This is a genomic window from Martinezella sp. CNPSo 3732, assembly GCF_057784515.1.
Genome location: NZ_JBXSOO010000014.1, coordinates 1 through 26,379, shown reverse-complemented (window position 1 = coordinate 26,379; position 26,379 = coordinate 1). Strand labels below are relative to the sequence as shown.

The window sequence follows — 26,379 nt, the reverse complement described above, 5'->3', positions numbered from 1 at the left end:
CCACCCCTTGCTACGCCGCATCATTATCTGATGGCTCCCGCTCCAAATTCCGGCGCCGCCAGGCCGCCGGCGCCTCCCCCACCCGCTTGCGGAAAAAGCGCGAGAAATAGGCGGGATCTTCAAAACCCACTTCGCGGCCGATATCCTCGACGGAGCGGATGGTGAACATCAGCAGGCGCTTGGCTTCCAGTAGCCGCCGGTCCAAAAGCATCTCCTTGACGCTGTGCCCGAATACCTCGCGCGCCGCCTTGTCGAGCAGATGCGGCGTTGTGGCGAGCAGGTCGACATAGTCACCGACCGGCCAATCGCTCTTGTAATGCTGGTCGACGGCGCTGCGCAGTGCTAGGGCAAGCGCCACGGTCGGCGAGGCCGATGGCAGCGCCGCGCTGCCGCCAAGCCGGTTCATCAGCGACAGCACCACGCCGATCAGACCGAGCATGACCTTTTCGCTCTGGCCACCGCGCTCGCGATACTCGGCGCTGACCATTTGCAGCAGGGTATCGACCTTTTGCCAGGAAGGATCGTCCGGCCGCGCCGTCAGAAAGGTCGGCACGTCAAGGCTGAGATCCACCTGGGGCGCCAAAGCTTTTAAAGTGTCGTCCGATACCGAAACGACGATGGCATCGGACTGATCATCGACATCGAATCCATGAATGATGTTGCTCGGTACGAAGCTGATCGTCGGAGCGGAAAAATTCCAAGTCCGATCCTCGATCCGGTAGCGACCACCGCCCTTGTACCAATAGGTGATCTGCCCCATCAGCGGGTGTTTATGGGATGAGACATGCCCGAAATGCAGCGTTTTACGGTCCATGACCGTTTCCACATGCAGGAATCCGACATCCAGCGCCCGGCTCGGCACGCCATAGACAAAGAAATTCGGGATCTCGTTCTTCTGCGACATGCCGGAAAAAGTACCAGCGAATTGCTCCCTTTGTCCATGGTCGCGACGGGAATCCGGACGTAGCATTGATCATGATCTCAAGGGAGGAATACGAGATGCGAGCTGAAGATCACCGCAGCGACAAGACCCGTCCGTTTACTGGCGCCGAATATCTGGAAAGCCTGCGCGACGGCCGGGAAGTCTATATCAATGGCGAGCGCATCGCCGATGTGACTGCGCACCCAGCCATGCGCAATTCCGTCCGCTCGCTCGCCCGCATGTACGACGCGCTGCACGACGAAAAAACCAAGGATCGCCTGACTTCCCCGACCGATACCGGTTCGGGCGGCTATACCCACAAATACTTCCGGGTGGCAAAATCTTCCGCAGAGCTTGTCGCTCAGCAGGGCGCCATCGCCGATTGGGCCCGCATGTCCTATGGTTGGATGGGCCGCACGGCCGATTACAAGGCCGCGCTCATGAACACACTCGGCGCCAATGCCGACTGGTATGGGCCGTTCAAGGACAATGCGCTTTCCTGGCACAAGCGGGCGCAGGAATCCGTGCTCTTCATGAACCACGCGATCGTCAATCCGCCGATCGACCGCCACAAGCCGGCCGATGCCGTTAAGGACGTCTTCGTCCACATCACCAAGGAAACCGATGCCGGCATCTATGTCTCCGGTGCCAAGGTGGTGGCGACATCCTCAGCACTGACCCACTATAATTTCCTTGCCCAGAGCTCGGCGACCGTCACGGAAGACCCGTCTCTCTCTGTCATGTTCATCGTTCCGATGAATGCGCCTGGGATCAAGATGTTCTGCCGTGTCTCCTATGAGCAAACAGCCAATACGGTGGGACATCCCTTCGACTATCCGCTGTCGTCACGCTTCGACGAAAACGACGCGATCCTCGTGCTCGATAATGTCTTCGTGCCCTGGGAGGACGTGCTCGTGCTGCGTGATGCGGCAAAGATCCTCTCGTTTCACCCGGCCTCGGGCTTCATGCATGGCTATTGCTTCCAGGGCTGCACGCGGTTCGCCGTGAAGCTCGACTTCATCGCCGGGCTGCTCGCCAAGGCATTGCGCGCGACCGGCGGCGATGCCTTCCGCGGCAACCAGGCGGCACTCGGCGAAATCATCGCGCTTCGCCATATGTTCTGGTCGTTTTCCAACGCCATGGCCTATAATCCGCAGCCCTGGGCCAATGGCGCGGTACTGCCGAACATGGAAGCCGCCCTCTCCTATCGCACCTTCATGTCGGAGGCCTATCCGCGCGTCATCGAAACCGTACGCAAGGTCATCGCGTCGGGGCTGATCTATCTGCCCTCTTCGGCCAAGGATTTCGGCAATCCGGAGATCGACCGCTATCTCGCCCAATATGTGCGCGGTTCCAACGACATGGGCCATATCGAACGCATCAAGATCATGAAGCTGCTCTGGGACGCCACCGGCACCGAATTCGGCGGACGCCACGCTCTTTACGAGCTCAACTACGCCGGCGCGCCGGAGGAAGTTCGCCTGCAGGTGCTGAAGGGCGCCGAGCGCGGCGGGCGGCTGAAGGAAATGGAAGCGCTCGTCGATCAGTGCATGAGCGATTACGACGAGAACGGCTGGACCGGAGACACCTGGCTGCCACCCCTCGGTGACACCTCCCCTGCTCGCAACGCCGCCGAGTGAGGACGTTGCCATGGAGGAGCAACTCTCGAAAACCGAATTTCGCAACGCCATGGCCAGGGTCTGCGCACCGGTCAATGTCATCACCACCAACGGCCCCGCTGGCCGTGGCGGCTTTACCGCGACGGCCATGTGCAGCGTCACCGACGAGCCGCCGACACTGCTGGTCTGCATGAACAGCCGCTCGGCGCAAACAAGCCTCTTCCTCGATAATCGCCGCTTCTGCGTCAATGTCCTGACGCAGGAGCACAAGGAACTGGCCGGCTATTTCGCCGGCCAGCGCGCCGACATGGAGGAGCGCTACGCCGCAGCGGAATGGATCAACTTCCGCTCCGGCAGCCAGGCACTTTCCGATGCCATCGTCTCCTTCGATTGCCGCCTGACCGAAGCGCGCCTTGTCGGCACACACCATATCTTCATCGGTGAAGTGATGGATATCCGCAGCCGCAAGGACGGGCACGCGCTGCTCTATTTCGACCGCAACTATGTGCATGTGCCGACCCAGACGGGCAGCTTCGGCGGCTAGGGGCCGCATGGATGGCTAACGATCACGAGAAACGAAAACAGGGTGCCGATGATAATGCGGCACCCTGTTTGCATGAGTAAGCAATCCGTCAGAGCTGAATCCAAGCCGTTTTCAGATCGACATACTTGTCGAGCGCATGCAGCGATTTGTCATGACCATTGCCGGATTGCTTGACGCCGCCGAGTGGCACGCTGTTATCGGCGCCGCCATAGGTGTTGACATGCACCACGCCGGCGCGGATGCCCCGCACCATCCGATGGGCGCGCGACAGGTTCGAGGTCCAGACGGCCGAGGCAAGGCCGTATTCCGAGGCATTGGCGATCTCAAGTGCTTGCGCTTCCGTCTCGAAGGCAATGATCGACAGGATCGGCCCGAAGACCTCTTCCCGCGCCAGGGTCATGGATGGCGTAACGTCGAATACGGCGGGCCGCATATAATAACCGCCCGTCTCTTCCAGAATACGCGAGCCGCCAGTGCGCAGAGACGCGCCCTCCGAAACCGCCTGCGAGACGTAGCCAAGATCTTTCTTCAGCTGGATCTCGCTGGAAATAGCTCCCGCTTCCGTCATCAACTGCAGCGGATCGCCGACCTTCATGGCCTCCGCGATACGGGCTACCTTCTCGGAGAAAGCCTCATGAATCGACTTCTCCACAAGCAGCCGGGAACCGGCAACACAGACCTGGCCGGAATTACGGAAAATGCCATAGGCCGAGACCTTGGCCGCCTGATCGAGATCGGGCGCATCGGCAAAGACGATGTTCGGCGACTTGCCGCCCAGTTCCAGGTAGACGCGCTTCAAATTCGAGCGCGCCGAATATTCCAGAAGCCGCCGTCCGACAGGACCCGAGCCGGTGAAAGCGAGCACATCGATATCCATGTGCAATCCGAGCGCCTCGCCGCAGACCGAGCCGCGGCCTGTAACGACGTTGAGCACGCCTTCGGGCAATCCCGCTTCGGCGCAAATCTCGGCAAGCTTCAACAGCGTCAGCGATGCACCCTCGGCGGGCTTCAGCACGACGGAATTGCCTGCGGCAAGTGCCGGCGCGATCTTCCAAGCCCCGATCATCATCGGGAAATTCCACGGCACGATGGCGGCAACGACGCCGATGGCCTCGCGGTGGACGAGACCGAGAATATTATGAGCCGTCGGCGCGATCTCGCCATAAATCTTGTCGATTGCCTCGGCATAGTAACGGAACGTGCTGGCGGCGCTGCCAGGCTCGGCCTTCAGCGCCATCGAAATTTCAGTGCCGTTGTCGCGCACCCCGAGCACGGCCAATTCGAGCGCGTTCTTCTCGATCAGTTCGGCAATCTTCAGCAGTACCTTCTTGCGTTCGCCCGGTGCCGCTTTCGACCAACTGCCCTTTTCGAAAGCCTGCCGTGCGGCCTTGACCGCGAGATCGACATCCTCCGTGCCCGCAGCGGCGATCGTGGTCAGCTTTGTTCCGTCGATTGGCGAAATGACATCCATCGCTGCGCCGCTGACCGGCTGGCGCCAGGCGCCTGCAATGAACAATTCCTGCGGGGAAACGGATAATGTCCGGAGCTGGTCGATCTTGTCCTGCATCTCATTCTCTCACAAAGAGGTGGCGGGGTTTTCCCGCCACCATGATTGGAACTGGTTCAGGCTTCCTGGCCCGCGCCGAGGCGGGCATAGCCTGCCGCATCGGCCGACTTCAGGCGAGCCGCCGCGATGAACCCGATGATCCCTGCTATCAGCACCAGGCCCGGCAAGACTACCGCAAGCACGCCGTTGGCGCCGGCAATCGCGCCGAAATTCGCCGAGATATAATAGACGAGCGCCAGAAGGATGAGACCCGTCACGATCGGCAGCACCTTGATAGCAAGCACATTGCGCTCAAGCCCGGGATTGCGGCTGAAGAACACGACGATCGAGAAGGCGGTGAACGCCATCAGCAGGATAATTGCGAGCGTCGCAACATTGGTGAGCCAGGAGAACAGCGCCAGCACCGGATCCTGCCCCGTCACCGCAAAGAGCGCGACGACGAGCACGGCGATAACGGTCTGAATGATCGAGCCGACATGCGGGCTCTGGAAGACCGGATGCGTGACGCCCACCGACTTTGGCAGAAGGCCTTCGCGGCCGGCGACATACATGTAGCGCGCCACGCCATTGTGGAAGGCAAGGATGCCGGCAAACAGGCTGGTGATGAAGAGCACGCTCATCACGACGGTAATCCAGTGGCCGACATAGCGCTCGGCAAGGCCGAAGAGGAAGGTCGTGGGATCGGCAAGGCCCTGCAGCGTCGGAACAAGCTTGTCGACGCCGGCGCCAGTTACCATCAGCCAGGAAGTCAGCATATAGAACAGGCCGATGATGAGAACGGAAATATAGGTCGCGCGCGGTACGGTCTTTTCCGGTTCGCGAGCTTCTTCGCTGTAAATGGTCGTCGCTTCGAAGCCGATGAAGGCGGCAAAGCAGAACAGGAGGCCGATGGCGGGCGTCCCGCTCCAGAAGGCGGTCGGCGTGAAAGGTACTGCGGAAAGACCAGCATCGCCGCCCTTGACGAAGATCGCGGCATCGATGACGAGGACGACCAGATATTCGAGAATGACGAGCACCGTCAGTACCTTGGCCGAGAGATCCACACGCCGATAGCCGAAGACGGCAACGAAGGCGATGCCGATGAAGCTCCAGACCCACCAGGGAAGATCGAGGCCGATCTGCTCGGCAAAAAAGCCCTTGGTCGCCGCCCCGAAAAGCCCGAGGACGCCGACCTGCATGGCATTGTAGGCGAGAATGGCGATGAGCGCGGCAGCACCGCCCATGAGGCCGCCAAGGCCCTGGGCCGTATAGGCATAGAAGGCGCCGGCATTTCTTATATGGCGGGCCATGGCGACGTAACCGACCGCAAACAGCAGCAGAATACCCGTCACCAGCAGAAAAGTAAGCGGTATACCTGGCCCGTTGCCGAGCATCATCGAAAGCGGCACGCCGCCGGCAACAGCCGTCAGCGGCGCGGCAGCCGAAACGACGAGGAAGGTCACGGCACCGACGCCGAGACTGTTTTTGCGCAGCTGGTTTTCAGCGGCACCTTGCGAATTTTGCGTGTTCATCTGCGTTCGTTCCCCTTGTTTAAGAACATCCGATCATCGCCGCGATTGCACGCGTGCGACCTCCACCAAAAACCGGACTGACGAGCGGGGCTTATGCTTTTGTTGATTTAGCCGCCGCCAGCGCTTATGGTTCATTATTTGAACCACAGCTTCAAATATAGACTTGCAAACATTGCCGGCCTCTGTCAAGTTATTTCGCATGTTAAGTATCTTGGGTCGCTGCTATCGTGTCGCGGCGCAGGGTCAGCAAGCTGATTTGACGGGAAGCCGAGGCTGGACGCACAGAATCAGAACCTGACCAACCCAAGAGGAGGAATGATGAGCACGATCGGAAAGGCGCTGGCATTGCTGGATACCCTGTCACGGCTGGACAAGGAGGCGGGTCTGACCGACATCGCCCGCCTGTGCGCGCTAGACAAGGCGACGGCACGACGCTTTCTCGTGGAGCTGGAAAAACACGGCTTCGTCGAGCAGGATCAGGACACGCGCCGCTACCGCATCGGCTCGGCGCCCGTTCGCCTCGCCCGTATCCGGGAAGCGCGCTTTCCTTTCCTCCGGATCGCAATTCCTTTCGTCAAGGCGCTTGCCGAAGCCTCGACCGAGACTGTTCATCTCTCTGAGTTCTCAGGCGGACAGCTCTCGACCATTCACGTGGAGGATTCGCCACGCGCGCACCGCATCATCGTCGATGTCGGCAGCCTCCTTCCCTTCCATGCGACGGCATCAGGCCTCGCCTTTCTGGCCTTCTGTCCACGGGCAGAAATCGACGCAGCGCTTAAAAAGCCGCTCGAGAAATTTACCGATCACACCGTCACCGATCCCCAATTGCTGCGTAAGATGCTCGCTGAAACCGCAGCAAGGGGTTTTTCCATCATTGACCAGGGCCTGGAGGCCGGCGTCATCAGCACCGCCGCGCCGGTGCGCACGCCAGGCGGCCGACCGATTGGCTGTGTGGCGATCGCCGCTCCGTTCTCGCGCACCAACACGGCCGCCATTCACGAATTCGGCGCACAGGCCGCCACCGCAGCCAACGCGATCTCAGAAAAATACTACGGGTCGGAAAGACCCACGGGAACCATTGCGAAACTCAGGAGGACGGATTGATGAGCCCGGAGGCTCCCTCACCACGGATACTCGTCATCGGAACCGGTGACACCAAATGCGACGAACTGCAATTCATGGCATCCGTCATCCGGCAAGCCGGCGGCCAGCCGGTCATGATGGATGTGAGCATTCTCGGCGATCCACCTTACAGCCCTGATTATTCCAAGCATGACATTGCGAAGGCTGCCGCAACAACAATCAAAGCCATCACCGAAAGCGGCGATGAAAATAGCGCGATGGCTGCTATGGCAAAGGGCGCATCGGCCCTGACCCTCCGCCTCTATGAAGATGGACTGGTCGACGGCATCATCGTGCTCGGCGGCTCCATGGGCACGGATCTGGCGCTCGATGTCGCTGCCGTCCTGCCGCTCGGCGTCCCGAAATTCGTAGTTTCGACCATTGCCTACTCCCATCTCATTCCGCCCGAACGCATTGCGCCCGACCTGATGATGATTCTTTGGGCTGGCGGTCTCTACGGCCTTAACAGCATCTGCCGCTCCGTGCTCTCACAGGCCTGCGGCGCGGTCGTCGGCGCAGCCAAGCACGGCACCAAGCCCGATCGGGAGCGGCCCCTCGTCGGCATGACGTCGCTCGGCTCGTCCTGCCTCAAATATATGAAATATCTGCGGCCCGAACTGGAAAAGCGCGGTTACGACGTTGCCGTATTCCATTCGACCGGCATGGGCGGGCGTGCTTATGAAGCAATCGCTGCAAAGGGGGGCTTTGCCGCCGTCTTCGACTTCTGCATCCAGGAAGTCAGCAATCATCATTATAACAGCGTCGTTACCTCCGGACCGGACAGGCTCGAAAACGCAGGACGCGCCGGCATTCCGCAGATCGTCGCACCCGGTGCGGTCGACATGGTCGATCTTCAGGCGTGGCAGGACTTGCCAGCGATTTTTGCGGATCGTCCCTATCACGCCCATAACCGGCTGATCGGATCGGTGACGACATCGCCTGAAGGCCGACGCGAAGTCGCGCGGCTGATCGGACAGAAATTGCAGCGCGCCGAAGCGAAAGTCGCCTTCCTGCTGCCGACCGAAGGGTTACAGGAATGGGATAAGCCGGAGGAGCCGCTGCATGACCCCGAGGGCCTCGACGCCTTCATCGATGAGATGCGCCGCGCCGTTCCGCCCTCTGTCACTCTTCACGAAGTTGACGCCCATATCAATGCGCCCGCCTTCTCCACCGCCGCCCTTGCCATCTTCGATCGATGGGTCGCCGAAGGTGTTATTCCTGAGGGACGGCCATGACCCAAGACCGCGCACTTATCCTCGACTTTGGTGGTGTCGTTACGCGCACCTTGTTCGAAACGCATGACGTCACTGAGCGTACGCTTGGCCTTCCCAAGGGATCGCTGACCTGGCTCGGCCCGTTCGACACAGCGACGGATCCGCTTTGGGTCGCAATGCAGAATCGCGAGATCACCGAACGGGACTACTGGCTGACCCGAGCCGGCGAAGTCGGCAAGCTGGTTGGTGAAAACTGGACCGACATGCAGACCTTCGTGCGTCGGGCGCGCGGCGCTGAGCCGCAACTGGTTCTACGGCCGGAAGCGCGCGACGCCATCCTGCGCGCCAAGGAGGCTGGCCTCAAGCTGGCGATCCTGTCGAACGAACTCGACCTTTTCTATGGCGTTGAGTTCCGCCAGCGTTTTCCGCTGATCGAGCTCTTCGACGTTATCGTCGACGCCACCTACACGAAGATCCTGAAGCCGGATCCCCGCGCTTACGAGCTCGTCCTTTCCGAGCTCAACCTGCCACGCGAGGCCTGCATCTTCGTCGACGACCAGAAAAAGAACATCGAGGGCGCCGAAGCCGTGAACCTGCCTCACGTGCATTTCGACGTGACCCGCCCTGCCGAAAGCTATGCCCGCGCACTTGCGATGCTGGGGCTTTGAACCAAGAGGAATTTGACATGCGTGAGACCAATTTCATCATCGAAAATAACGCACGCCACCTGTGGCACCCGATGGCCCATCCAGCCGAGATGCAGGCCAATCCGCCCCGCATCATCAATTCCGGCGAAGGCGTCGAAATCGTCGATATTCACGGCCAGAAGGTACTTGATGCCGTCGGCGGCCTCTGGAACGTCAATCTCGGCTATTCCTGCGAGCCGGTGAAGAAGGCCATCCGCGACCAGCTCGATGAGCTGCCCTACTATTCGACCTTCCGTGGCACGACCAACTCACCGCTGATCGAACTATCCTATGAGCTTGCCGAATGGTTCAAGCCGGATGGGCTCAGCCGTTCCTTCTTCACCTCCGGCGGCTCGGATTCGGTCGAGACCTGCCTGCGGCTGGCGCGCCAGTACCACAAGGTCAACGGCCAACCGGAGCGCACCAAGTTCGTCGCGCTGAAGAAGGGCTATCACGGCACGCATTTCGGCGGCGCCTCGGTCAACGGCAACCAGAACTTCCGCCGCAACTACGAGCCGCTGCTTCCAGGCGTCTTCCACCTGCCCGCTCCCTTCACCTACCGCAATCCGTTCAACACCACCGACGGCGCGGAAATCGCGGCTGCCATTGGTAGGCTTTTCGAGGATGAAATCGCTTTCCAGGGTGCCGATACCATCGCCGCGCTGATCGTCGAGCCGGTACTCGGCGCCGGCGGCGTCATCGTTCCGCACGAGACCTTCCTGCCGCTGATGCGCGAGATTTGCGACCGGCACGGCATCCTGCTGATCGCTGACGAGGTCATTACCGCTTTCGGGCGCACCGGCGCCTGGACTGGATCGCGCCTCTGGGGCGTGCAGCCGGACATGATGTCGACGGCCAAGGCGATCACCAACGGCTATTTCCCCTTCGGCGCTGTCATGATCTCCGACAAGGTGGCGCAGGTCTTCGAAAGCAATAAGGGGCCGCTCGGCAGCATCGGCCACGGCTACACCTATTCCGGCCATCCGGTTGGTGCCGCCGCAGCCCTTGCCACCTTGAAGGAAACCAAGCGACTCAACGTCGCCGACAACGCCGCCGCCCGTGGCGAAGAGCTGCTTGCCGGCCTGAAGAAGCTGCAGGATAAGCATGAGCTGGTGGGCGATGTGCGTGGCAGGGGCCTGATGTGTGCCCTAGAACTCGTCAGCGACCGCGCCAAGAAGAGCGGCGCCGCCAAGGATGTGATCCAAAAGGTGCAGGACGCCACCTATGACGCCGGCGTTCTCGTCCGCACCTCGGGCACCAATGTCATCATGTCGCCGCCGCTGATCGTGACGGCCGAGAATGTCCAGACCATGCTAACCGCGCTTGACGCCGGCCTCACTGCAGCGAGAGGCTGATCATGTCCGACAACGCAACCCTTATCGCGCGCCGCGAACGGCTTTTGGGCCGGAACATGTCTCTCTTCTACGACGACCCCGTGCATCTCGTGCGCGGGGAAGGCGTCTGGCTCTGGGACGCCGACGGCCGCAAATATCTCGATTGTTACAACAATGTGCCACATGTCGGCCATTGCCATCCACGCGTGGTGGAAGCGATCGCGCGGCAGGCCTCGACGCTGAACACGCATACGCGCTATCTGCACGGAGGCATACTTGATTACGTCGAGCGGCTGACGGCAACCTTCGACAAGAGCCTCAACGCGGCGATCCTGACCTGCACCGGCAGTGAAGCGAACGACGTGGCCCTGCGCATGGCGCAGGCTGTGACCGGCAAGACCGGCGTCATCGCCACGAACCACACCTATCATGGCAACACGACCGCCGTGTCGCAGCTGTCGACCCGCATGCCGCCCGTTGGCGGCTTCGGCGGCCATGTTCGCCACATACCGGCACCTGACAGCTACCGTCCGCTTGGCGGTGAAGGCGGCGACGCCTTTGCCACGGCCTTCGCGGCAGAAGTCGAAAAGGCGATCTCCTCGCTTCAGGATAGCCCGCATGGCTTTTCGGCCATCATCATCGATCCGTTCTTCGCCAACGAAGGCTTTCCGGATCTGCCGCCGGGTTTTCTCGACAAAACGGTTGCTGCTGTCCGCAAGGCCGGCGGCCTCGTCATTACCGACGAAGTGCAGCCCGGTTTCGGCCGCACCGGCACGCATATGTGGGGTCACCAGCACGCCGGCATCGTTCCCGATATCGTCACGCTCGGCAAGCCGATGGCGAATGGCCATCCGGTCGGCGGCGTCATTGCCAATGTCGATACGATAAACACCTTCCGCAAGGCATTCCGCTATTTCAACACCTTCGGCGGCAATCCGGTCTCCTGCGCTGCGGCCATGGCCGTGCTCGATGTCATCGAGGAAGAAAACCTCGTCGAGAATGCCCGCAATGTCGGCGAATACACGCGCGACGCCTTCAAGCAGCTGACCGAGAAGCACTCGATCATCGGCGATGTGCGCGGCAGCGGCCTCTTCATGGGTACGGAATTCGTGCTGGACAGGCAGACGAAGGAACCGGGCACTGCCGAGGCGACCCGGATCATCAATGCCATGCGCGAGCGCGGCGTGCTCATGGGCAAGATCGGCATTCACCAATGCGCCACGAAGATCCGCCCGCCCATGCCATTCACCCGGGACAATGCCGACTTCATGTTGTCGATCTTCGACGACGTATTAACTGGCCTGTGAGGCAATATGGCCGATCCGTTGCCACAGACCATCCGCGGCGCGCTTCAGAAACGTGCGCTGGAGGCACTCGACCATTGGCCGGTGCAGGCCCATGAACCTATCCTGATGAAATATCGGGAGAATGCCGTCTTCCGCATCACGCTGGAAGACGGACAGTTCGCCGCGCTCCGGCTGCATCGGCCAGGCTATCATGACGAAACGAGCCTGCGCTCGGAACTGCACTTCATGGCCGCCCTCAAGCACGGCGGCCTGGATGTGCCGAGCCCTGTGCCGACAAGCAGAAAGCACAGCCTCATCCGACTGCCGGCCAACAGGCATTTTTCTGAACAGTATGCCGACGTGGTGAGCTGGATCGATGGCGTGCCGCTTGGCCAAAGTGGTACGCCCCTTTCCCAATCGATTGAAATGCAGGAAGCAATCTTCTTCCGTATCGGACAGAACATGGCCACCATGCACGCGCTTGCCGATGCGTGGAAACCACCGGAACGTTTTCGCCGCCCGGTTTGGGACATTGATGGGCTGGTCGGCGAAACGCCGCTCTGGGGCCGCTTCTGGGATTGTCGCGGCCTTTCATCTGAGAGCACTATCGCCCTCTCGGCATTACGCCACGAGCTGCGCCGTACCCTCGCGAATGCGGGCAGCCAAAGCCTCGACTATGGGCTGATCCATGCCGATCTCGTGCGAGAAAACATCTTTCTGACGGGAGCCGACAGCAATGTCGCCTTCATCGATTTCGACGATGCGGGACACGGCTTCCGCCTGTTCGATCTTGCGACCACCCTGCTCAAGAACCGTAACGAACCCGCCTATCCAGTGATCGAGAAAGCGCTGATATCAGGCTATCGCAGCCGGCGCGCGCTCTCCGAAGCGGCTCTGGCGGCCCTGCCCCTATTCATGGTGCTGAGGAACCTTACATATATTGGATGGCTCGCGGAACGTCCGGAAATTCCGGACAATGTCGAACGTCTGTCGCGTTACGTCCACGAGAGTCTGGAGATGGCAAGACGGCTCGACTTTGTCGCTTGACATCCGCGAGATATTTATTAACGTGTTAAGTAATTGAGGTCTCGGGAGGACTTGATGCCGCATCTCGCCATCGAATATTCGGCCAATCTGGAGGGCCGCGCCGATATCGGCGCGCTCTGCGAGCGGCTGCTGAAGACAGTTCTCGACACCGGGCTTTTCGAGGTCGGGGCTGTGCGGGTGCGCGCCTTTCGCGCCGATCACTATGCCATCGCCGACATGCTACCAGAAAACGCTTTCGTCGATCTGAACTTCCGCATCGGTAAAGGCCGCACGGAGGACGAAAAGAAACGCACTGGCGAAGCAATCTTCGCCGCGGCGATCGATGTTCTCGGCCCGCTTTTCGAGACGCCGCATTTCGCCCTTTCGCTTGAGATCCGCGAGATCGATGCCGAACTCAGCTGGAAGAAGAACGCCATCCACCCGCGGCTGCGCGGCAAGTGACATTCCCTTCGCGGGACGACATAACACCAAAGGAATAGACGATGTCCAAACTGCAGGAAAACATCGCAAAGGCGGAAGGCTTTCTCGCCCGTTTCAAGGATCGCGGCGTTCTCAACCGCATCAATGGAGAGGATGTTCCAGCCGATGACGGTTCGACCTTCGAGACCATCTCGCCTGTCGATCTGAAGCCTCTCGCCACCGTCGCTCACGGCAAGACAGCCGATATCGATCGCGCCGCAAAGGCCGCAAAGGCTGCCTTCGCCGAGTGGGCAGCGATGCCGGGTGAAGCGCGCAAGAAGCTCCTGCATAAGATCGCCGATGCGATCGTGGCCCGCGCCGAAGAAATCGCCTTCGTCGAATGCATGGATACCGGACAGTCCCTGAAATTCATGGCCAAGGCCGCCCTGCGCGGCGCGGAAAACTTCCGCTTCTTCGCCGATCGCGCCCCAGAAGCCCGTGATGGCAAGGCGCTGCGCGCCGAAGGCCAAATGAACCTGACGACACGCGTGCCGATCGGCCCGGTCGGCATCATCACGCCCTGGAACACGCCCTTCATGCTGTCGACCTGGAAGATCGCGCCGGCTCTCGCTGCGGGCTGCACCATTGTTCACAAGCCGGCAGAATTCTCACCGTTGACGGCCCGCCTGCTGGTGGAGATCGCCGAAGACGCTGGTCTCCCGAAGGGGGTATGGAATCTCGTCAACGGTCTGGGCGAAGACGCCGGTAAGGCTCTCACGGAACATCCCCTGATCAAGGCGATCGGTTTCGTCGGCGAAAGCCGCACCGGCTCGATGATCATGAAACAGGGCGCCGATACGCTGAAGCGGGTGCATTTCGAGCTTGGCGGCAAGAACCCGGTCATCGTCTTTGCCGATGCCGATCTCGAGCGCGCTGCCGACGCCGCCGTCTTCATGATCTATTCGCTGAACGGCGAGCGCTGCACTTCGTCCTCGCGCCTGCTGGTCGAGGAAAGCGTCTACGACAAGTTCACCGCGATCGTCGCCGAGAAGGCGAAACGCATCAAGGTCGGCCATCCTCTTGATCCGGAAACCGTCGTCGGCCCGCTCGTCCATCCCGTGCATGAAAAGAAGGTACTCGAATATATTCAGATCGGCCGTTCCGAAGGTGCGACCCTTGCTGCCGGCGGCGAGAAACTCAACGGTCCTGGCGGTGGCTGCTATGTCTCGCCTACACTCTTCACCGGCGCCAACAACCGGATGCGCATCGCCCAGGAAGAAATCTTCGGGCCAGTGCTGACCGCCATCCCCTTCAAGGACGAAGCCGACGCGCTGGCGCTTGCCAACGACGTGCAATACGGCCTGACCGGCTATCTCTGGACCTCGGACGTCACCCGGGCCTTCCGTTTCACCGATCACCTCGAAGCCGGCATGATCTGGGTGAACTCGGAAAACGTCCGCCATCTGCCGACACCCTTCGGTGGGGTCAAGAACTCCGGCATCGGCCGCGACGGCGGCGACTGGTCCTTCGATTTCTACATGGAAACCAAGAACATCGCTTTCGCCACCAAGCCGCACGCCATCCAGAAACTCGGCGGCTGAGCCGCCAATATCTATAAGTACGCATAAGAGGAGGAACAAATGCGCCTGCCGAAACCTAATCTCTATCCGCCCTTCAACATCGTTCGCCTCAGCCATATCGAATTTGGCGTCACCGATCTTGCCAAGTCCCGTGCCTTCTATGTCGATACGCTCGGCCTGCAGGTGACGGATGAAACGGCTGATACGATCTATCTCAGGGCGATGGAGGAGCGCGGTCACCACTGCATCGTGCTGAAGAAATCCGACAGGGCCGAAGCCCGCGATCTCGGCTTCAAGGTCTTCAGCGAAGAGGATCTCGACAAGGCGGCGTATTTCTTCAAGGGCAAGGACCTGCCGGTCGAATGGATCGAGCGCCCCTACCAGGCGCGCACCTTCCGCACGCGCGACCCGCATGGCATTCCTCTTGAATTCTATTCGAAGATGGACCGCCTGCCGCCGATCCACCAGAAATACGCGCTCTACAAGGGCGTGAAGCCGCTGCGCATCGACCACTTCAATTGCTTCTCGACCAATGTCGACGAGAGCGTCGCCTTCTATAACGAGCTCGGCTTCCGCGTGACCGAATATACCGAGGACGAGGAGACCGGCCGCCTCTGGGCTGCCTGGACGCATCGCAAAGGCGGCGTCCACGACATCGCTTTCACCAACGGCCGTGGCCCGCGCCTGCACCACACTGCCTTCTGGGTGCCGACGCCGCTCAACATCATCGACCTGCTCGACCTGATGGCGACAACCGGCTGGGTCGCCAATATCGAGCGCGGTCCCGGACGCCACGGCATCTCCAACGCCTTCTTCCTCTATATTCTCGATCCGGATGGCCACCGAATCGAAATCTATTGCTCGGACTATCAAACCGTCGATCCCGATCTGGAGCCGATCAAGTGGGATCTCAAGGACCCGCAGCGTCAGACATTGTGGGGTGCACCGGCTCCCAAATCCTGGTTCGAACATGGTAGCCTGTTTGCCGGTGCGGAAGTGGCCGAGCCCGACTTGAAGGCACAGCCGATTATCGCGCCTTAAGCGTTACCCTTGAGAGCGGGCGAAAAACGCCCGCTCCTCATCAACGTTCGAAAGCGCGAGGAGTCCGTCATGAATTTGAAAGACGCAACATTGTTCCGGCAGGCCGCATTGGTCGGCGGCGAGTGGATCGAGGCCGATCCATCCAATGCGATCAAGGTCGACAACCCAGCAACGGGCGAGATCATCGGCCTCGTTCCCAATCTGGGCGCCGCCGAGACCAAGAAGGCGATTGCCGCAGCCGAAGCCGCGCAGAAGGAATGGGCCGGCCGCACCGCCAAGGAGCGCTCCGGCATCTTGCGCCGCTGGTTCGAGCTGATGATGGAAAATCAGGACGATCTCGGACGCATCCTGACGGCCGAACAGGGTAAGCCGCTGCCGGAAGCCAAGGGCGAGATCGCCTATGGCGCAAGCTTCGTCGAATGGTTTGCCGAGGCAGCCCGCCGCGTCTATGGCGACATCATTCCCGGCCATCAGAAGGACAAGCGCATTCTGGTCATGAAGCAGCCGATCGGCGTCGTCGCGGCGATCACGCCCTGGAATTTCCCGAATGCGATGATCACCCGCAAGGCCGGCCCGGCCTTTGCCGCCGGCTGCGCCATGGTGCTAAAGCCCGCCTCGCAGACGCCGTTTTCGGCGATTGCGATTGCGATCCTTGCCGAACGCGCCGGCCTGCCCAAAGGCCTTTTCAGCGTGCTGACAGGCTCGGCCCGTGCCATCGGCGGCGAGATGACCGCAAGCCCTGTCGTGCGCAAGCTCACCTTCACCGGCTCGACCGAAGTAGGCGCCGAGCTCTATAAGCAGAGCGCGCCGACCATCAAGAAACTCGGGCTGGAGCTCGGCGGCAACGCGCCCTTCATCGTGTTCGACGATGCCGATCTCGATGCCGCCGTTGAAGGCGCGATGATCGCCAAGTTCCGCAACAATGGCCAGACCTGCGTCTGCGCCAATCGTCTCTACGTGCAGGATGGCGTCTATGATGCCTTTGCCGAGAAGCTCTCCAAGGCTGTTGGTTCGCTGAAAACAGGCAATGGCTTCGACGAAGGCATCAATCTCGGCCCACTGATCGATGAGGCCGCCCTCGCCAAGGTCGAAGAGCATGTCGCCGATGCCCTTTCCAAGGGCGGCCGTATCGTTGCTGGCGGGCATCGCCATCAGCTCGGCGGACGCTTCTATGAGGCGACGGTGCTTGCCGACGTGACCCCTGCCATGGCCGTCGCCAAGGAAGAGACCTTCGGGCCGGTCGCTCCCCTCTTCCGCTTCAAGGACGAGGCCGATGTCATTGCACAGGCCAATGACACCGAGTTCGGCCTTGCCTCCTATTTCTATTCCAAGGATCTCGCGCGCGTCTTCCGCGTTGCCGAAGCCCTGGAATACGGCATGGTTGGCGTCAATACCGGCCTGATCTCGACGGCCGAAGCGCCGTTCGGCGGCGTCAAGCTTTCCGGCCTCGGCCGTGAGGGTTCGCGCTACGGCATCGAGGAATTCACCGAAATCAAATATGTCTGCCTCGGCGGCGTCGTCTGAGGTCAAGAGAAGGCCGTGAAAGCATGACCCATCCCAGATTCCTATCCTTTTCGAGAAACGGCCGTCATGGCTACGGGCTTGCGGTCGACGGCGGTGTCGTCGACCTCTCTGCGCGACATGGCGCGACATGGCCGACGCTGCGCGAAGTGATCGAGGCCGGTCGCCTCGTTGAACTTGCGGAGGAAGCCAAGACGTTGAAGCCGGATTTTACGCTCGACGAGGTTCGCTTCCAGATTCCCATTCCGGCGCCGGAAAAGATCATTTGCGTCGGGGTCAATTTCCCCGACCGCAATGAGGAATATAAGGATGGGCAGGCTGCCCCTTCCAATCCCTCGCTTTTCATCCGCTTTCCGCGGTCGTTCACCGGGCATGATCAGCCCCTGATCCGTCCACCGGAAAGCCCGCAGCTCGATTATGAAGGCGAGGTCGTCATCGTCATCGGCAAGGTTGGCCGCCGGATCACCGAGGCCGACGCCTTCTCTCATATCGCGGCCCTGTCGCTCTGCAACGAGGGCACGATCCGCGACTGGGTGCGTCACGCGAAATTCAACGTCACCCAGGGCAAGAACTTCGATAATACCGGCTCGATCGGTCCGTGGCTGATCCCCTTCACGGATGCGGCCCAGCTTGAAGACATAGTGCTCACGACCCGCGTCAATGGCGAAGTGCGCCAGAGCGACCGCACCAGCCGAATGATCTTCTCCTTCCGCAAGATCATCAACTACATCTCCACCTTCACTACGCTCGTTCCCGGCGACGTCATCGTCACGGGCACGCCGACGGGCGCCGGCGCCCGCTTCGATCCGCCGATCTGGCTAGAGCCGGGCGATGTCGTCGAGGTCGAAGCCGATGGCCTCGGCATCCTGAAAAATACCATTGCCGACGAGGTGCGCTGATGCTGTCGCAAGATGAAATCCAGGCTGCGGCCGAAAGCCTAGATCAAGCAGAGCGGACGCGCGTCCAGACCGGACTCCTCTCCCTCAAGCATCCCCAGATGACGATGGACGATTCCTATGCCGTTCAAGGCGCCTGGGTCAAAAAGAAGATCGCGAGCGGCCGCAAGCCGATCGGCTGGAAGATCGGGCTGACATCGAAGGCAATGCAATATGCCCTCAACATCAACATCCCGGATTCCGGCGTGCTCTTCGACGACATGGTCTTCGAAGACGGCGCGACCGTGCCGGCCGACCGCTTCATTCAGCCGCGCATCGAGGCCGAGATCGCCTTCGTCATGAAGGCGCCGCTCAAGGGCCCGAACGTTTCGATCTTCGATGTGCTGAATGCCACCGACTATGTGACACCGGCCCTTGAAATCCTCGACACGCGCATCCTTCGCGTCGATCCCGACACGAAAAAGGCGCGCACCATCGTCGATACCATCTCCGATAATGCCGCCAATGCCGGCATCGTCACCGGCGGCCGCGCCGTGCGGCCCGGTGAGATCGACATGCGCTGGATGGGTGCGATCGTCAGCCGCAATGCCGAGGTCGAGGAAACGGGCCTTGGCGCGGGCGTGCTCAACCAGCCCGCACGCGGCATCGCCTGGCTTGCCAATCGCCTATCGCAATATGGCGATGGCATCGAAGCCGGCCAGATCGTGCTTGCCGGTTCGTTCATCCGCCCGATCGAGGCGCGGCATGGCGATACGATCAACGCCGATTTTGGCCCTTACGGATCGGTCAGCCTGTTCTTTGCATGAAGGAGTGAACCATGCCGGCGCCCAAAAATCTCTTCAAACAGGCCCTGAAGGAAGAGCGGACGCAGATCGGCCTCTGGCAAGCGCTCGCTAATGCCTACACGGTCGAAATCTGCGCCGGCGCCGGCTACGACTGGTTGCTGCTTGATGCCGAGCATGCACCGAACGACGTGCCGCTTCTCGTCTCGCAGCTGCAGGCGATGAAGGGCGCGGCTAGCCATGCGGTGATCCGTCCGCCGATCGGCGAGACCTGGATCATCAAGCAGATGCTCGACATCGGCGCGCAGACCCTGCTCATCCCGATGGTCGACAGCAAAGAGATGGCCGAGACCATGGTCAAGGCTGTTCGGTACCCACCGCATGGCGTGCGCGGCGTCGGCGCAGCCCTTGCCCGCGCCTCCGCCTTCAACCGCATTCCGGACTACCTTGCTACGGCCAATGACGAGATCTGCTTGCTTCTGCAGGTGGAAAGCCGCGCCGGACTTGCGGCGCTCGACGACATCGCCTCGACCGAAGGAGTTGACGGCGTCTTTATCGGACCATCCGATCTCGCGGCCGACATGGGCTATCTCGGCAAGCCGGGTGCCCCTGAAGTGCAGGCAGAAGTCGAAAAGGCGCTCGCAAAAATCCAGTCGCATGGCAAGGCCGCCGGCATTTTGATCGGCGATCTCTCGCTGGCAAAACGCTATCTCGAGCTTGGCGCCACCTTCGTCGCGATCGGCAACGACGTCACCCTGCTTGCCAATGCCACGGTCAAGCTCCTTGACGATTTCAAGAAGGCGGATGCCGCCAAGCCGCCTCAAGACGTCAAGGTCTATTGAGCGCCGACGCCGCCCTCCCGGCATCGCTTGACCTTGCGCCTCATCACGCAGATTTCGGCGTAGACAAAGCCTTGTGCACGCTCAGTCAAAACGGACTGCACAGCTGGACGCGACGCCTCTGCAAGCATCGGTCATGATGAACCCGAAAGCGAAGAGGAGGGAACATGCGTTTCAAGAACAAGACCGCTCTGATTACCGGCGGCGGTACGGGCATCGGCGCGGCAGTTGCGCGCCGCATCCGGCAGGAGGGCGGCAATGTCGCGCTCATCGGCCGTCGTCCCGAGCCGCTGAGAAGTGTTGCCGATGAAATCGGCGCGACCATCGTCGCGGCCGATGCCGCCGATGGTGCAGCGATGAAGGGCGCCGTCGAGAAGGTTGTCGATATCTATGGCGGCCTCGACATTCTCATTGCCAATGCCGGCGGCCATGGCGTCGGGCCGACGGTCAGCATGTCGGACGAGACGTGGGATCTCGCCGTCCGTCTCAACCTCAACACCGCCTTCGTCAGCGCTCGCGAATCCCTACCGCATCTCATCAAGAACCAGGGAAATATCGTCGTTCTCGCCTCGATCGCCGGGCTTTTTGCCGGTCCGGATGCGGCTGGCTACGTCACGATGAAGCATGGCTGCATCGGGCTTGCGAAATCGCTGGCGCGCGATTACGGCCGCAAGGGCGTGCGCACCAACACCGTCTGCCCCGGCTGGGTCACGACCGCGATGGCGGACGAGCAGATGGAATTCATCGTCGAGAAGTACAAACTGAAGAGCATCGAGGAAGCCTATGCGCTCGTCACCAAGGACGTGCCGCTTGGCCGCCCCGCGACCGCCGAAGATGTCGCCAGTGCCGTCTGCTTCCTCGCCTCGGGCGAAGCATCGATGATCAACGGCGCGGTCCTGACCGTCGACGGCGGTGCCGGCACCGTCGACCTGCCGACACTGGCCTTTGTAGAATAACTGAGAGGAAGACCGATGAACCAGAATCCTAAGGACTGGAAAACCTATGACGAATTCGCCTATGGCATCGATACGAATCGACTGCCCGCAACGGAGGCTTTGACCGGCACGTCTCACAAGATCGCGTTCGACGACGGCCGCACCCTGGAGCTTGCCTTCGCCAAAGGCGAGGTCAAATGGTCGGATGCCAAGGACAGCGGAAACGATTTATCCGAGATGATCGAAGTCGCGCCGAAGACCTATTTCGTCGAGATCATCTTTGCCGGCCGGCCCAAGGAAGCCGAGACGCTGATCCTCAACACCGAAACGCGCCGCGTGCTTTCCATCTACTCCGTCGTTCGCGAGCTGAAGGATTCCGTCGGCGAGCCGCAGGTCGCGCAGATCTTCCGGCCGGGTGTCATTGAAGGTGGCGCCGCAAGCGGGCCGGTACCGCATGAGAGCCGTGACCTGATCGGGCTCAGGGCGCACTTCACTTATAGCCCCAACCACGTCTACGAGCACACCTATCTCTCCTCGCAGCGCTATGCCTGGCAATGCCTCGTCGGCGTGCAGCGCGGCCACGGCGATGTCGACCTCACCACCACCTACAAGTTCGACGACAATCTCTACATATTTACGTTCCGCGAGTTCAAGATCGCGGTCGCATCCACCTTCTTCTACAATTTCAACGACATGCGCTCGACCGGCAAGTTCCTCGGCATCACCGGCGACGGGCGCATCCAGAACAGCCCGGCCGGCGCCTTCATCCGCAAGGCCTCGATGACCTATTATCTGCCCGGCCAGGAACCAGTGTGAGGATCCCATGCGCAAAGCATTCGATATCGTAAAGGCGCATTACGACGCCAATGACCGCCGCGACATGGATGGCATGCTTGCCGACATCGCCCCCGATTGCCGCTGGACCGAGATGGACGGATTTCCCTGCGCCGGCACCTATGTCGGACCGCAGGAAATCTTCAAGAACGTCTTCCAGGCGCTCGGACAGGCCTTCGATGGATATACCTTCAAGCTCGAACGTCTGCTCGACGCCGGTGACGAGGTCGTTGGCGTGGGGGACTATAGCGGCACAAACAAGCAGACCGGGAAAGCCTTCAAGGCCCGCGTCGTGCATGTCTGGGGCGTTGCAGACGACAAGATCCGGCGTTTTGAGCAGTTCACCGATACGCTGAGAGTGGCTGAATCCATGCGATGAGCAATTGAGGCGGCTCGGCTCCGGCCGGGCCGCCTTGTCCGCCTAGGACATCCCGGCCTTGCGCCATTGCGACGGCGAAACGCCATAGCGATGGCGGAAGGCCCGCGAGAAATGCGCGCTGGAGGAAAAACCGAGTGCGAACGCGATCTCGGCTATTTCTCCGGCATGACCGCCGCCTTCCCGCAGCTTTGCCGCAGCCTTCTGCACACGCAGGTCCCATATGTAATCCGAGGGCGTCAAGCGCTCGACCTCAAATGCACGGTAGACGTAACGCACCGAGCAGCCCATACGGCGCGCGATCAAGGTGACGGTCAGGTCCGGCCGTTCGAGATTGATCTCGATGAAGTCCTTGATCCGGTGCAGCAGCACATAGAGTGGATTTGCGACAGGCCTTGCCTGCTGTAGGTCGGCACCAATCATGGTGCGCACGAGCCCGATCATGGTCTGGCCGACACTCAAGCGCCGGGCCTCGTCAAGATGATCGATCTCATGAATGGTCGAGTCCATCAGGGATAGAAGGATCCGGCACATTCCGTCCTGCTCGGCACGGGCCGTGAAGGGCTGCGCCAATCGTTCGACGACCGCATGAGGCAGCGCGTGGCGCGGCAATTGCAGCAGCAACTGGCGGACCGGCGTGCTGTTCGTCAGCATATAGGGGCGGCTTGGATCGTAGATGACGACTGCATTCCGCGAGACGGGCGCGCGCAAGCCGCCCTGCGTCAGCGAGGCGCTGCCCTCCGTCTGCACGATCAGCTTGATGGCGTCAGGATCTTCCGGCGCTGCCGTCACACAATCACCGAAGACGACATGCCGGTCCGCCTCCAGCCGCGTCAGCCGGCATGTGCCCAGCATGGCGGATATCATCCGGCTCTTTTCTTCATCCGCGGTGCCGAAATCGAGCCGGACATTGCCGAAGAGATCGCGCGCAAGCCCCGCGAACGCTCGGCCCCTGGCGCTGTCGACATGTCGGTGAAGTGCTGCGGCCATGATCGATGTCCTCAAGAGGTGAGATATTTCCTTCGCGTCAGCTTGCCAGATAGGCGCCGTGCAGAATGTCCGGCTGGGCCTTGAGCGTGGCGGCAGCGCCCGAAAAGACCAGGTGGCCGCGTTCCAACACGAGAGCCTGGTCCGCAAGATCGAGTGCAAGATTGGCGAACTGCTCGATCAACAAAACGCCGATGCCGCGCGCGGCGGCAATTTTCAATGCCTCGGCCAACCGCTTGACGACGGCCGGCGCCAGGCCGAGTGACAGCTCGTCGACGATCATGAAGCGCGGCTTGGCGACGAAGGCCTGCGCCATCGCCACCATCTGCTTCTGGCCGCCGGAAAGGTCCGATGCCGATTGGCGCCGACGCTCCAAAAGCTCGGGAAATATCTCATAGGCATGGGCCAGCCCTTCTAGCCGAGCCGCCGTCGATCCCTCCAGCGCGGCCACGAGAATATTGTCCTCGACGGAAAGCTGGCCGAGTACGCGATGTCCCTCCGGCACGAGCGCAAGCCCGGCGCGACGAATGCGGTCGGGCGAGAAGCCTTCGAGCGTGATACCGCCAAGACGTACCGAACCGCCGCATGGCAGGACGCCGGCCATAGCCATGACTGTGCTCGACTTGCCCGCCCCATTGGCGCCGAGAAGCGTCGTGATCTTCCCAGCCGCGACTGAAAAGGAAATGTCATGAATAACACGCTTGCCGCCGCGCTCGACGACGAGATTCTCGACGCTGATTTCCGACGTGGCGTCCATATCAGAACTCCCCTAGATAGGCGCGTCGCACATTGGGATCGGCCAGCACGGTCTGCGTCGGGCCGAGCGCCAGAAGCTTGCCGTAGTCGAGCACCATGGTTTCGCTGCACATGGAGCGGATGAGATCGACATCATGGTCGATGATCAGCACCTGTGCGCGGAACTCCGCCGGGATACGCAGCACCATTTCACGAAAAACCTTGCCCTCGTCTTCGGTCAGGCCGGCGGCTGGTTCATCGAGCAGGATAAGCTTCGGCTCGCCAACAACGCATTTTGCCAGCTCGACGAGACGGCGCTGGAAGAGATTGAGGGATTGGCCGAGCCGATCGGCAACCTCAGTGAGACCAACGAAGGCAAGCGCGTGCTCGACCGCAAAGGCATGATGCCCAGCGCCGACGACATGATCGGCGATCGCGGCAATATTGCCGGCAACCGTCAGATCCTCCACCACCTGCTCCGTCTGGAATGAGCGTCGCAAGCCCGCACGCACCCGCTGCAGCGGCATCATCGGCAGCAGAGGTCGCTCGCCGAGGGAAACCGAGCCCTGGATCGGTTTCACGAAGCCGGAGAGCACATTGAGCAACGTGGTCTTGCCTGCGCCATTCGGGCCGATGAGACCGGCGATAGGCGCCGTCAGCACGGCGCTGAGCTCGTTGATCGGCCTGATACCGCCGAACTGCACGATAAGATTGTCGATCTTGATCATCGCGCTTTCCCCCCGGAAAGTGCCGCATTCAACCAGGCGATCAGCGCAGATATTTGGCCGGCAATGCCCGTAGGCGCGGTCGCCAGCGCATGGAATAGGGCGACGCCGAAGATCCCGATCGTGACATAGCCGTCAATGCCGAGATCAGTGAGGAGGGCCGGCACGGCACGCAGCAGCAGGCCGGCGATGACGGCGCCGTACCAGTTGAAGACACCGCCGACGATGGCAAGTGCGAAGAGGTTGAGGCTCTCGAAGGCGCCGAAGGCACGCCCGTCGAGCTGACCGACATTGCCCGCGAGCAATCCACCTGCGAGACCGGCCAGAAAGCCGCTCAACGCGAAGGCCCAAGCCTTGTAGATCAGCACATTGACGCCGCTGGCAACCGCAACCGTCTCGCCCTTGCGGATCAGCGCCCACGCCCGTCCGGGACGGGCAAGTTTGTGCCATTGCGCGATCAGCAGGCCGATCGCTGCCACGACACAGACATAGAGGAAATAGGAGACTTCGCCATCGGCGATTGCCGGTCTTGCGAGCATGGCGCGGCCGGCACCATCCGCCCGACCCAGGAAGCCAGGACCGCCATCCGGAAAACCCCAGGCGCTGATAACGATCTGGAAGGCGCCCGCCAACATCAGCGTCACGAGCGCGAGATAAAGACCGCGCAGGCGCAAGGCGGGCACGCCGAACGCCAATCCCACCACAGAAGCGACGATACCGCCGGCAAGCAGACTAAGCTCAAAAGGCGGATGAAAGGCATGGCCGACGCGAAGCGTCACCCAGCCGCCGACGCCGACAAGCGCGAACTGGCAAAGCGAGACGAGACCGAGCTGACCATAGAGGATGGCAAGCCCGGCGACCGATAGAGAGAGTGCGACAGCGGAGGTTGCTGCAGAGAGCCAGAAGGAATTGGCAAGGCAGGCAACAACGATAGAAAAGATCGCCATCGTCACAGGCACATGAATAAGCTGCTTGGGCAGACGCACCATCGGTATGCCCTCGGCTGTTGGGGCGATTGTTTGCTCCTGAACGGTCATCGGTCCTTCAACGCGACTTTCGCGGTGCCTCCCAAGATAGTGACCGCGACAAGCGCGATGATGAAGGGTGCTGCTGCTCGATAGGGCGAGATCCAGGCGACGGGCGTCAGCACGGCCTCGGCGATGCCGATCAGTAAGCCGGCAACGGCCGTTTGCCAGAGCGACTGCAACTGGCCGAGGATCGCCGCGGCGATCGCCGGGATCACCAGCAAGGTGAGAAAGGTGCCTTGCAGCCGGACGAGATCAGCCAACAAAAGACCGGCAAAACCGGAGAAGATGCCGGTCATGATCCAGGCAGCGGTTTCCGTATAAAGGATGCGCACGCCGAGGACCGCGCTGAGATCGCGATCATTGGCAAGGGCGCGCATATCCAAGCCAAGGCGCGTGCGGGTCAGAAGCAGCGTGATGGCAATGACCATGACGACGGCGAGAATGATGGCGATGATACGCGTGAAGGTCAGGCGCACGGCAAAGAGAGAAACGAACATCTGGTCGGTCGGGAACTGCAGGCGGCGCGGCAGCTCACCCCAGATGACGCCCATGATCGCAATCAAAATCAGCGCCGGCGCCAGCGTCCCAACGGCGCGCACGACGATATCACGATGCGATAGCAGGGGGGCGAAGATCCGGCCATAGAGAAAGCTGATCACCGTCGAGACGGCAACGGCGGCGAGGATGGCGGCGGCAAGCGGCATCTTCCACTCCAGCAGTTGCCAGGCGCAGTGCGCACCGATCGCGCCGAAGGCACCGAATGCGAAGTTGAGAACGCCGGTCGCTCGAAACAGGACGACAAGACCGACGCCGGAGAGCGCATAGACTGCGCCGATGCCCAGGCCGGAA

Annotated in this window: 26 protein-coding genes; 18 read left to right on the top strand and 8 right to left on the bottom strand. The window is 61.2% G+C overall.

Annotated elements, in window-relative coordinates:
• Positions 1–10: 10 nt before the first annotated feature.
• Positions 11–904, bottom strand: a complete 894-nt coding sequence (locus AC13RM_RS21055; protein WP_374819901.1) for a helix-turn-helix domain-containing protein — start codon at positions 902–904, stop codon at positions 11–13.
• A gap of 95 nt (positions 905–999) precedes the next feature.
• Here AC13RM_RS21055 and AC13RM_RS21050 point away from each other — a divergent pair, with 95 nt between their 5' ends.
• Positions 1,000–2,562, top strand: coding sequence for a 4-hydroxyphenylacetate 3-hydroxylase N-terminal domain-containing protein (locus AC13RM_RS21050; protein ID WP_374819903.1), 1,563 nt, complete (start codon positions 1,000–1,002; stop codon positions 2,560–2,562).
• Between the two features lie 10 nt (positions 2,563–2,572).
• Complete coding sequence (locus AC13RM_RS21045; protein ID WP_015342805.1) at positions 2,573–3,085, top strand: flavin reductase; 513 nt, start codon at positions 2,573–2,575, stop codon at positions 3,083–3,085.
• Between the two features lie 88 nt (positions 3,086–3,173).
• Here AC13RM_RS21045 and AC13RM_RS21040 read toward each other — a convergent pair whose 3' ends face one another.
• On the bottom strand, positions 3,174–4,652 hold the full coding sequence (locus tag AC13RM_RS21040) for an aldehyde dehydrogenase (protein WP_488555500.1): 1,479 nt from the start codon (positions 4,650–4,652) through the stop codon (positions 3,174–3,176).
• A gap of 56 nt (positions 4,653–4,708) precedes the next feature.
• Positions 4,709–6,163, bottom strand: a complete 1,455-nt coding sequence (locus tag AC13RM_RS21035; RefSeq protein ID WP_488555499.1) for an APC family permease — start codon at positions 6,161–6,163, stop codon at positions 4,709–4,711.
• A gap of 318 nt (positions 6,164–6,481) precedes the next feature.
• Here AC13RM_RS21035 and AC13RM_RS21030 point away from each other — a divergent pair, with 318 nt between their 5' ends.
• From AC13RM_RS21030 to AC13RM_RS20955, 16 genes are all read left to right on the top strand, one after another.
• Complete coding sequence (locus tag AC13RM_RS21030) at positions 6,482–7,267, top strand: IclR family transcriptional regulator (protein ID WP_488555498.1); 786 nt, start codon at positions 6,482–6,484, stop codon at positions 7,265–7,267.
• Complete coding sequence (locus AC13RM_RS21025; protein ID WP_488555497.1) at positions 7,267–8,520, top strand: Tm-1-like ATP-binding domain-containing protein; 1,254 nt, start codon at positions 7,267–7,269, stop codon at positions 8,518–8,520. The genes AC13RM_RS21030 and AC13RM_RS21025 overlap by 1 nt, the downstream gene beginning before the upstream one ends.
• The gene (locus AC13RM_RS21020; RefSeq protein WP_488555496.1) at positions 8,517–9,167 is read left to right on the top strand and encodes an HAD family hydrolase; all 651 of its coding nucleotides are present in this window, start codon (positions 8,517–8,519) and stop codon (positions 9,165–9,167) included. Before AC13RM_RS21025 ends, AC13RM_RS21020 begins: the two co-directional genes overlap by 4 nt.
• 17 nt (positions 9,168–9,184) lie before the next feature.
• Positions 9,185–10,540, top strand: coding sequence for an aminotransferase class III-fold pyridoxal phosphate-dependent enzyme (locus tag AC13RM_RS21015; RefSeq protein WP_488555495.1), 1,356 nt, complete (start codon positions 9,185–9,187; stop codon positions 10,538–10,540).
• A 2-nt stretch (positions 10,541–10,542) separates the two neighbouring features.
• Positions 10,543–11,826 carry an aspartate aminotransferase family protein gene (locus AC13RM_RS21010; RefSeq protein ID WP_488555494.1) on the top strand — a complete coding sequence of 428 codons (1,284 nt, stop codon included), beginning with the start codon at positions 10,543–10,545 and terminating at the stop codon, positions 11,824–11,826.
• A 6-nt stretch (positions 11,827–11,832) separates the two neighbouring features.
• Positions 11,833–12,852 carry a phosphotransferase gene (locus AC13RM_RS21005; protein ID WP_488555493.1) on the top strand — a complete coding sequence of 340 codons (1,020 nt, stop codon included), beginning with the start codon at positions 11,833–11,835 and terminating at the stop codon, positions 12,850–12,852.
• A 54-nt stretch (positions 12,853–12,906) separates the two neighbouring features.
• A complete protein-coding gene (locus AC13RM_RS21000) occupies positions 12,907–13,293 on the top strand; it encodes a 5-carboxymethyl-2-hydroxymuconate isomerase (protein ID WP_488555492.1) in 387 nt (128 codons plus the stop codon).
• Between the two features lie 41 nt (positions 13,294–13,334).
• A complete protein-coding gene (gene hpaE / locus AC13RM_RS20995) occupies positions 13,335–14,852 on the top strand; it encodes a 5-carboxymethyl-2-hydroxymuconate semialdehyde dehydrogenase (RefSeq protein ID WP_488555491.1) in 1,518 nt (505 codons plus the stop codon).
• Positions 14,853–14,891: 39 nt separating this feature from the next.
• Positions 14,892–15,872, top strand: coding sequence for a 3,4-dihydroxyphenylacetate 2,3-dioxygenase (hpaD, locus tag AC13RM_RS20990; protein WP_374819924.1), 981 nt, complete (start codon positions 14,892–14,894; stop codon positions 15,870–15,872).
• A 69-nt stretch (positions 15,873–15,941) separates the two neighbouring features.
• A complete protein-coding gene (gene gabD / locus AC13RM_RS20985) occupies positions 15,942–17,396 on the top strand; it encodes an NADP-dependent succinate-semialdehyde dehydrogenase (protein WP_374819926.1) in 1,455 nt (484 codons plus the stop codon).
• A gap of 23 nt (positions 17,397–17,419) precedes the next feature.
• Positions 17,420–18,292, top strand: coding sequence for a fumarylacetoacetate hydrolase family protein (locus AC13RM_RS20980; RefSeq protein ID WP_374819928.1), 873 nt, complete (start codon positions 17,420–17,422; stop codon positions 18,290–18,292).
• Positions 18,292–19,095 carry a 2-oxo-hept-4-ene-1,7-dioate hydratase gene (hpaH, locus tag AC13RM_RS20975; RefSeq protein ID WP_113228678.1) on the top strand — a complete coding sequence of 268 codons (804 nt, stop codon included), beginning with the start codon at positions 18,292–18,294 and terminating at the stop codon, positions 19,093–19,095. The genes AC13RM_RS20980 and hpaH overlap by 1 nt, the downstream gene beginning before the upstream one ends.
• A gap of 11 nt (positions 19,096–19,106) precedes the next feature.
• Entirely contained in the window at positions 19,107–19,913 is an 807-nt protein-coding gene (gene hpaI / locus AC13RM_RS20970) for a 4-hydroxy-2-oxoheptanedioate aldolase (RefSeq protein ID WP_374819930.1), read from the top strand.
• A 164-nt stretch (positions 19,914–20,077) separates the two neighbouring features.
• On the top strand, positions 20,078–20,866 hold the full coding sequence (locus AC13RM_RS20965; RefSeq protein WP_374819932.1) for an SDR family NAD(P)-dependent oxidoreductase: 789 nt from the start codon (positions 20,078–20,080) through the stop codon (positions 20,864–20,866).
• Between the two features lie 15 nt (positions 20,867–20,881).
• Positions 20,882–21,661, top strand: a complete 780-nt coding sequence (locus tag AC13RM_RS20960) for a MoaF C-terminal domain-containing protein (RefSeq protein ID WP_374819934.1) — start codon at positions 20,882–20,884, stop codon at positions 21,659–21,661.
• Positions 21,662–21,668: 7 nt separating this feature from the next.
• Positions 21,669–22,058, top strand: a complete 390-nt coding sequence (locus tag AC13RM_RS20955; RefSeq protein ID WP_374819936.1) for a nuclear transport factor 2 family protein — start codon at positions 21,669–21,671, stop codon at positions 22,056–22,058.
• A 42-nt stretch (positions 22,059–22,100) separates the two neighbouring features.
• On the opposite strand, the gene AC13RM_RS20950 is transcribed toward AC13RM_RS20955, so the two are convergent.
• From AC13RM_RS20950 to AC13RM_RS20930, 5 genes are all read right to left on the bottom strand, one after another.
• A complete protein-coding gene (locus AC13RM_RS20950; protein WP_374819938.1) occupies positions 22,101–23,045 on the bottom strand; it encodes an AraC-like ligand-binding domain-containing protein in 945 nt (314 codons plus the stop codon).
• Between the two features lie 37 nt (positions 23,046–23,082).
• Positions 23,083–23,799, bottom strand: a complete 717-nt coding sequence (locus AC13RM_RS20945) for an ABC transporter ATP-binding protein (protein WP_374819940.1) — start codon at positions 23,797–23,799, stop codon at positions 23,083–23,085.
• A gap of 1 nt (position 23,800) precedes the next feature.
• Positions 23,801–24,505: an ABC transporter ATP-binding protein gene (locus AC13RM_RS20940; RefSeq protein ID WP_374819942.1), complete on the bottom strand. Its 705-nt coding sequence runs from the start codon at positions 24,503–24,505 to the stop codon at positions 23,801–23,803.
• A complete protein-coding gene (locus AC13RM_RS20935; protein ID WP_488555490.1) occupies positions 24,502–25,539 on the bottom strand; it encodes a branched-chain amino acid ABC transporter permease in 1,038 nt (345 codons plus the stop codon). The genes AC13RM_RS20940 and AC13RM_RS20935 overlap by 4 nt, the downstream gene beginning before the upstream one ends.
• The coding region (locus AC13RM_RS20930) for a branched-chain amino acid ABC transporter permease (protein ID WP_488555489.1) at positions 25,536–26,379 on the bottom strand (844 nt) is incomplete at its 5' end. The genes AC13RM_RS20930 and AC13RM_RS20935, both read right to left, overlap by 4 nt.

What these genes read in the sequence shown, in the direction of transcription:
- AC13RM_RS21055 (WP_374819901.1), bottom strand. Translation starts at nt 904, where the DNA reads ATGTCGCAGAAGAACGAGATCCCGAATTTCTTTGTCTATGGCGTGCCG.
- AC13RM_RS21050 (WP_374819903.1), top strand. Translation starts at nt 1,000, where the DNA reads ATGCGAGCTGAAGATCACCGCAGCGACAAGACCCGTCCGTTTACTGGC.
- AC13RM_RS21045 (WP_015342805.1), top strand. Translation starts at nt 2,573, where the DNA reads ATGGAGGAGCAACTCTCGAAAACCGAATTTCGCAACGCCATGGCCAGG.
- AC13RM_RS21040 (WP_488555500.1), bottom strand. Translation starts at nt 4,652, where the DNA reads ATGCAGGACAAGATCGACCAGCTCCGGACATTATCCGTTTCCCCGCAG.
- AC13RM_RS21035 (WP_488555499.1), bottom strand. Translation starts at nt 6,163, where the DNA reads ATGAACACGCAAAATTCGCAAGGTGCCGCTGAAAACCAGCTGCGCAAA.
- AC13RM_RS21030 (WP_488555498.1), top strand. Translation starts at nt 6,482, where the DNA reads ATGAGCACGATCGGAAAGGCGCTGGCATTGCTGGATACCCTGTCACGG.
- AC13RM_RS21025 (WP_488555497.1), top strand. Translation starts at nt 7,267, where the DNA reads ATGAGCCCGGAGGCTCCCTCACCACGGATACTCGTCATCGGAACCGGT.
- AC13RM_RS21020 (WP_488555496.1), top strand. Translation starts at nt 8,517, where the DNA reads ATGACCCAAGACCGCGCACTTATCCTCGACTTTGGTGGTGTCGTTACG.
- AC13RM_RS21015 (WP_488555495.1), top strand. Translation starts at nt 9,185, where the DNA reads ATGCGTGAGACCAATTTCATCATCGAAAATAACGCACGCCACCTGTGG.
- AC13RM_RS21010 (WP_488555494.1), top strand. Translation starts at nt 10,543, where the DNA reads ATGTCCGACAACGCAACCCTTATCGCGCGCCGCGAACGGCTTTTGGGC.
- AC13RM_RS21005 (WP_488555493.1), top strand. Translation starts at nt 11,833, where the DNA reads ATGGCCGATCCGTTGCCACAGACCATCCGCGGCGCGCTTCAGAAACGT.
- AC13RM_RS21000 (WP_488555492.1), top strand. Translation starts at nt 12,907, where the DNA reads ATGCCGCATCTCGCCATCGAATATTCGGCCAATCTGGAGGGCCGCGCC.
- hpaE (WP_488555491.1), top strand. Translation starts at nt 13,335, where the DNA reads ATGTCCAAACTGCAGGAAAACATCGCAAAGGCGGAAGGCTTTCTCGCC.
- hpaD (WP_374819924.1), top strand. Translation starts at nt 14,892, where the DNA reads ATGCGCCTGCCGAAACCTAATCTCTATCCGCCCTTCAACATCGTTCGC.
- gabD (WP_374819926.1), top strand. Translation starts at nt 15,942, where the DNA reads ATGAATTTGAAAGACGCAACATTGTTCCGGCAGGCCGCATTGGTCGGC.
- AC13RM_RS20980 (WP_374819928.1), top strand. Translation starts at nt 17,420, where the DNA reads ATGACCCATCCCAGATTCCTATCCTTTTCGAGAAACGGCCGTCATGGC.
- hpaH (WP_113228678.1), top strand. Translation starts at nt 18,292, where the DNA reads ATGCTGTCGCAAGATGAAATCCAGGCTGCGGCCGAAAGCCTAGATCAA.
- hpaI (WP_374819930.1), top strand. Translation starts at nt 19,107, where the DNA reads ATGCCGGCGCCCAAAAATCTCTTCAAACAGGCCCTGAAGGAAGAGCGG.
- AC13RM_RS20965 (WP_374819932.1), top strand. Translation starts at nt 20,078, where the DNA reads ATGCGTTTCAAGAACAAGACCGCTCTGATTACCGGCGGCGGTACGGGC.
- AC13RM_RS20960 (WP_374819934.1), top strand. Translation starts at nt 20,882, where the DNA reads ATGAACCAGAATCCTAAGGACTGGAAAACCTATGACGAATTCGCCTAT.
- AC13RM_RS20955 (WP_374819936.1), top strand. Translation starts at nt 21,669, where the DNA reads ATGCGCAAAGCATTCGATATCGTAAAGGCGCATTACGACGCCAATGAC.
- AC13RM_RS20950 (WP_374819938.1), bottom strand. Translation starts at nt 23,045, where the DNA reads ATGGCCGCAGCACTTCACCGACATGTCGACAGCGCCAGGGGCCGAGCG.
- AC13RM_RS20945 (WP_374819940.1), bottom strand. Translation starts at nt 23,799, where the DNA reads ATGGACGCCACGTCGGAAATCAGCGTCGAGAATCTCGTCGTCGAGCGC.
- AC13RM_RS20940 (WP_374819942.1), bottom strand. Translation starts at nt 24,505, where the DNA reads ATGATCAAGATCGACAATCTTATCGTGCAGTTCGGCGGTATCAGGCCG.
- AC13RM_RS20935 (WP_488555490.1), bottom strand. Translation starts at nt 25,539, where the DNA reads ATGACCGTTCAGGAGCAAACAATCGCCCCAACAGCCGAGGGCATACCG.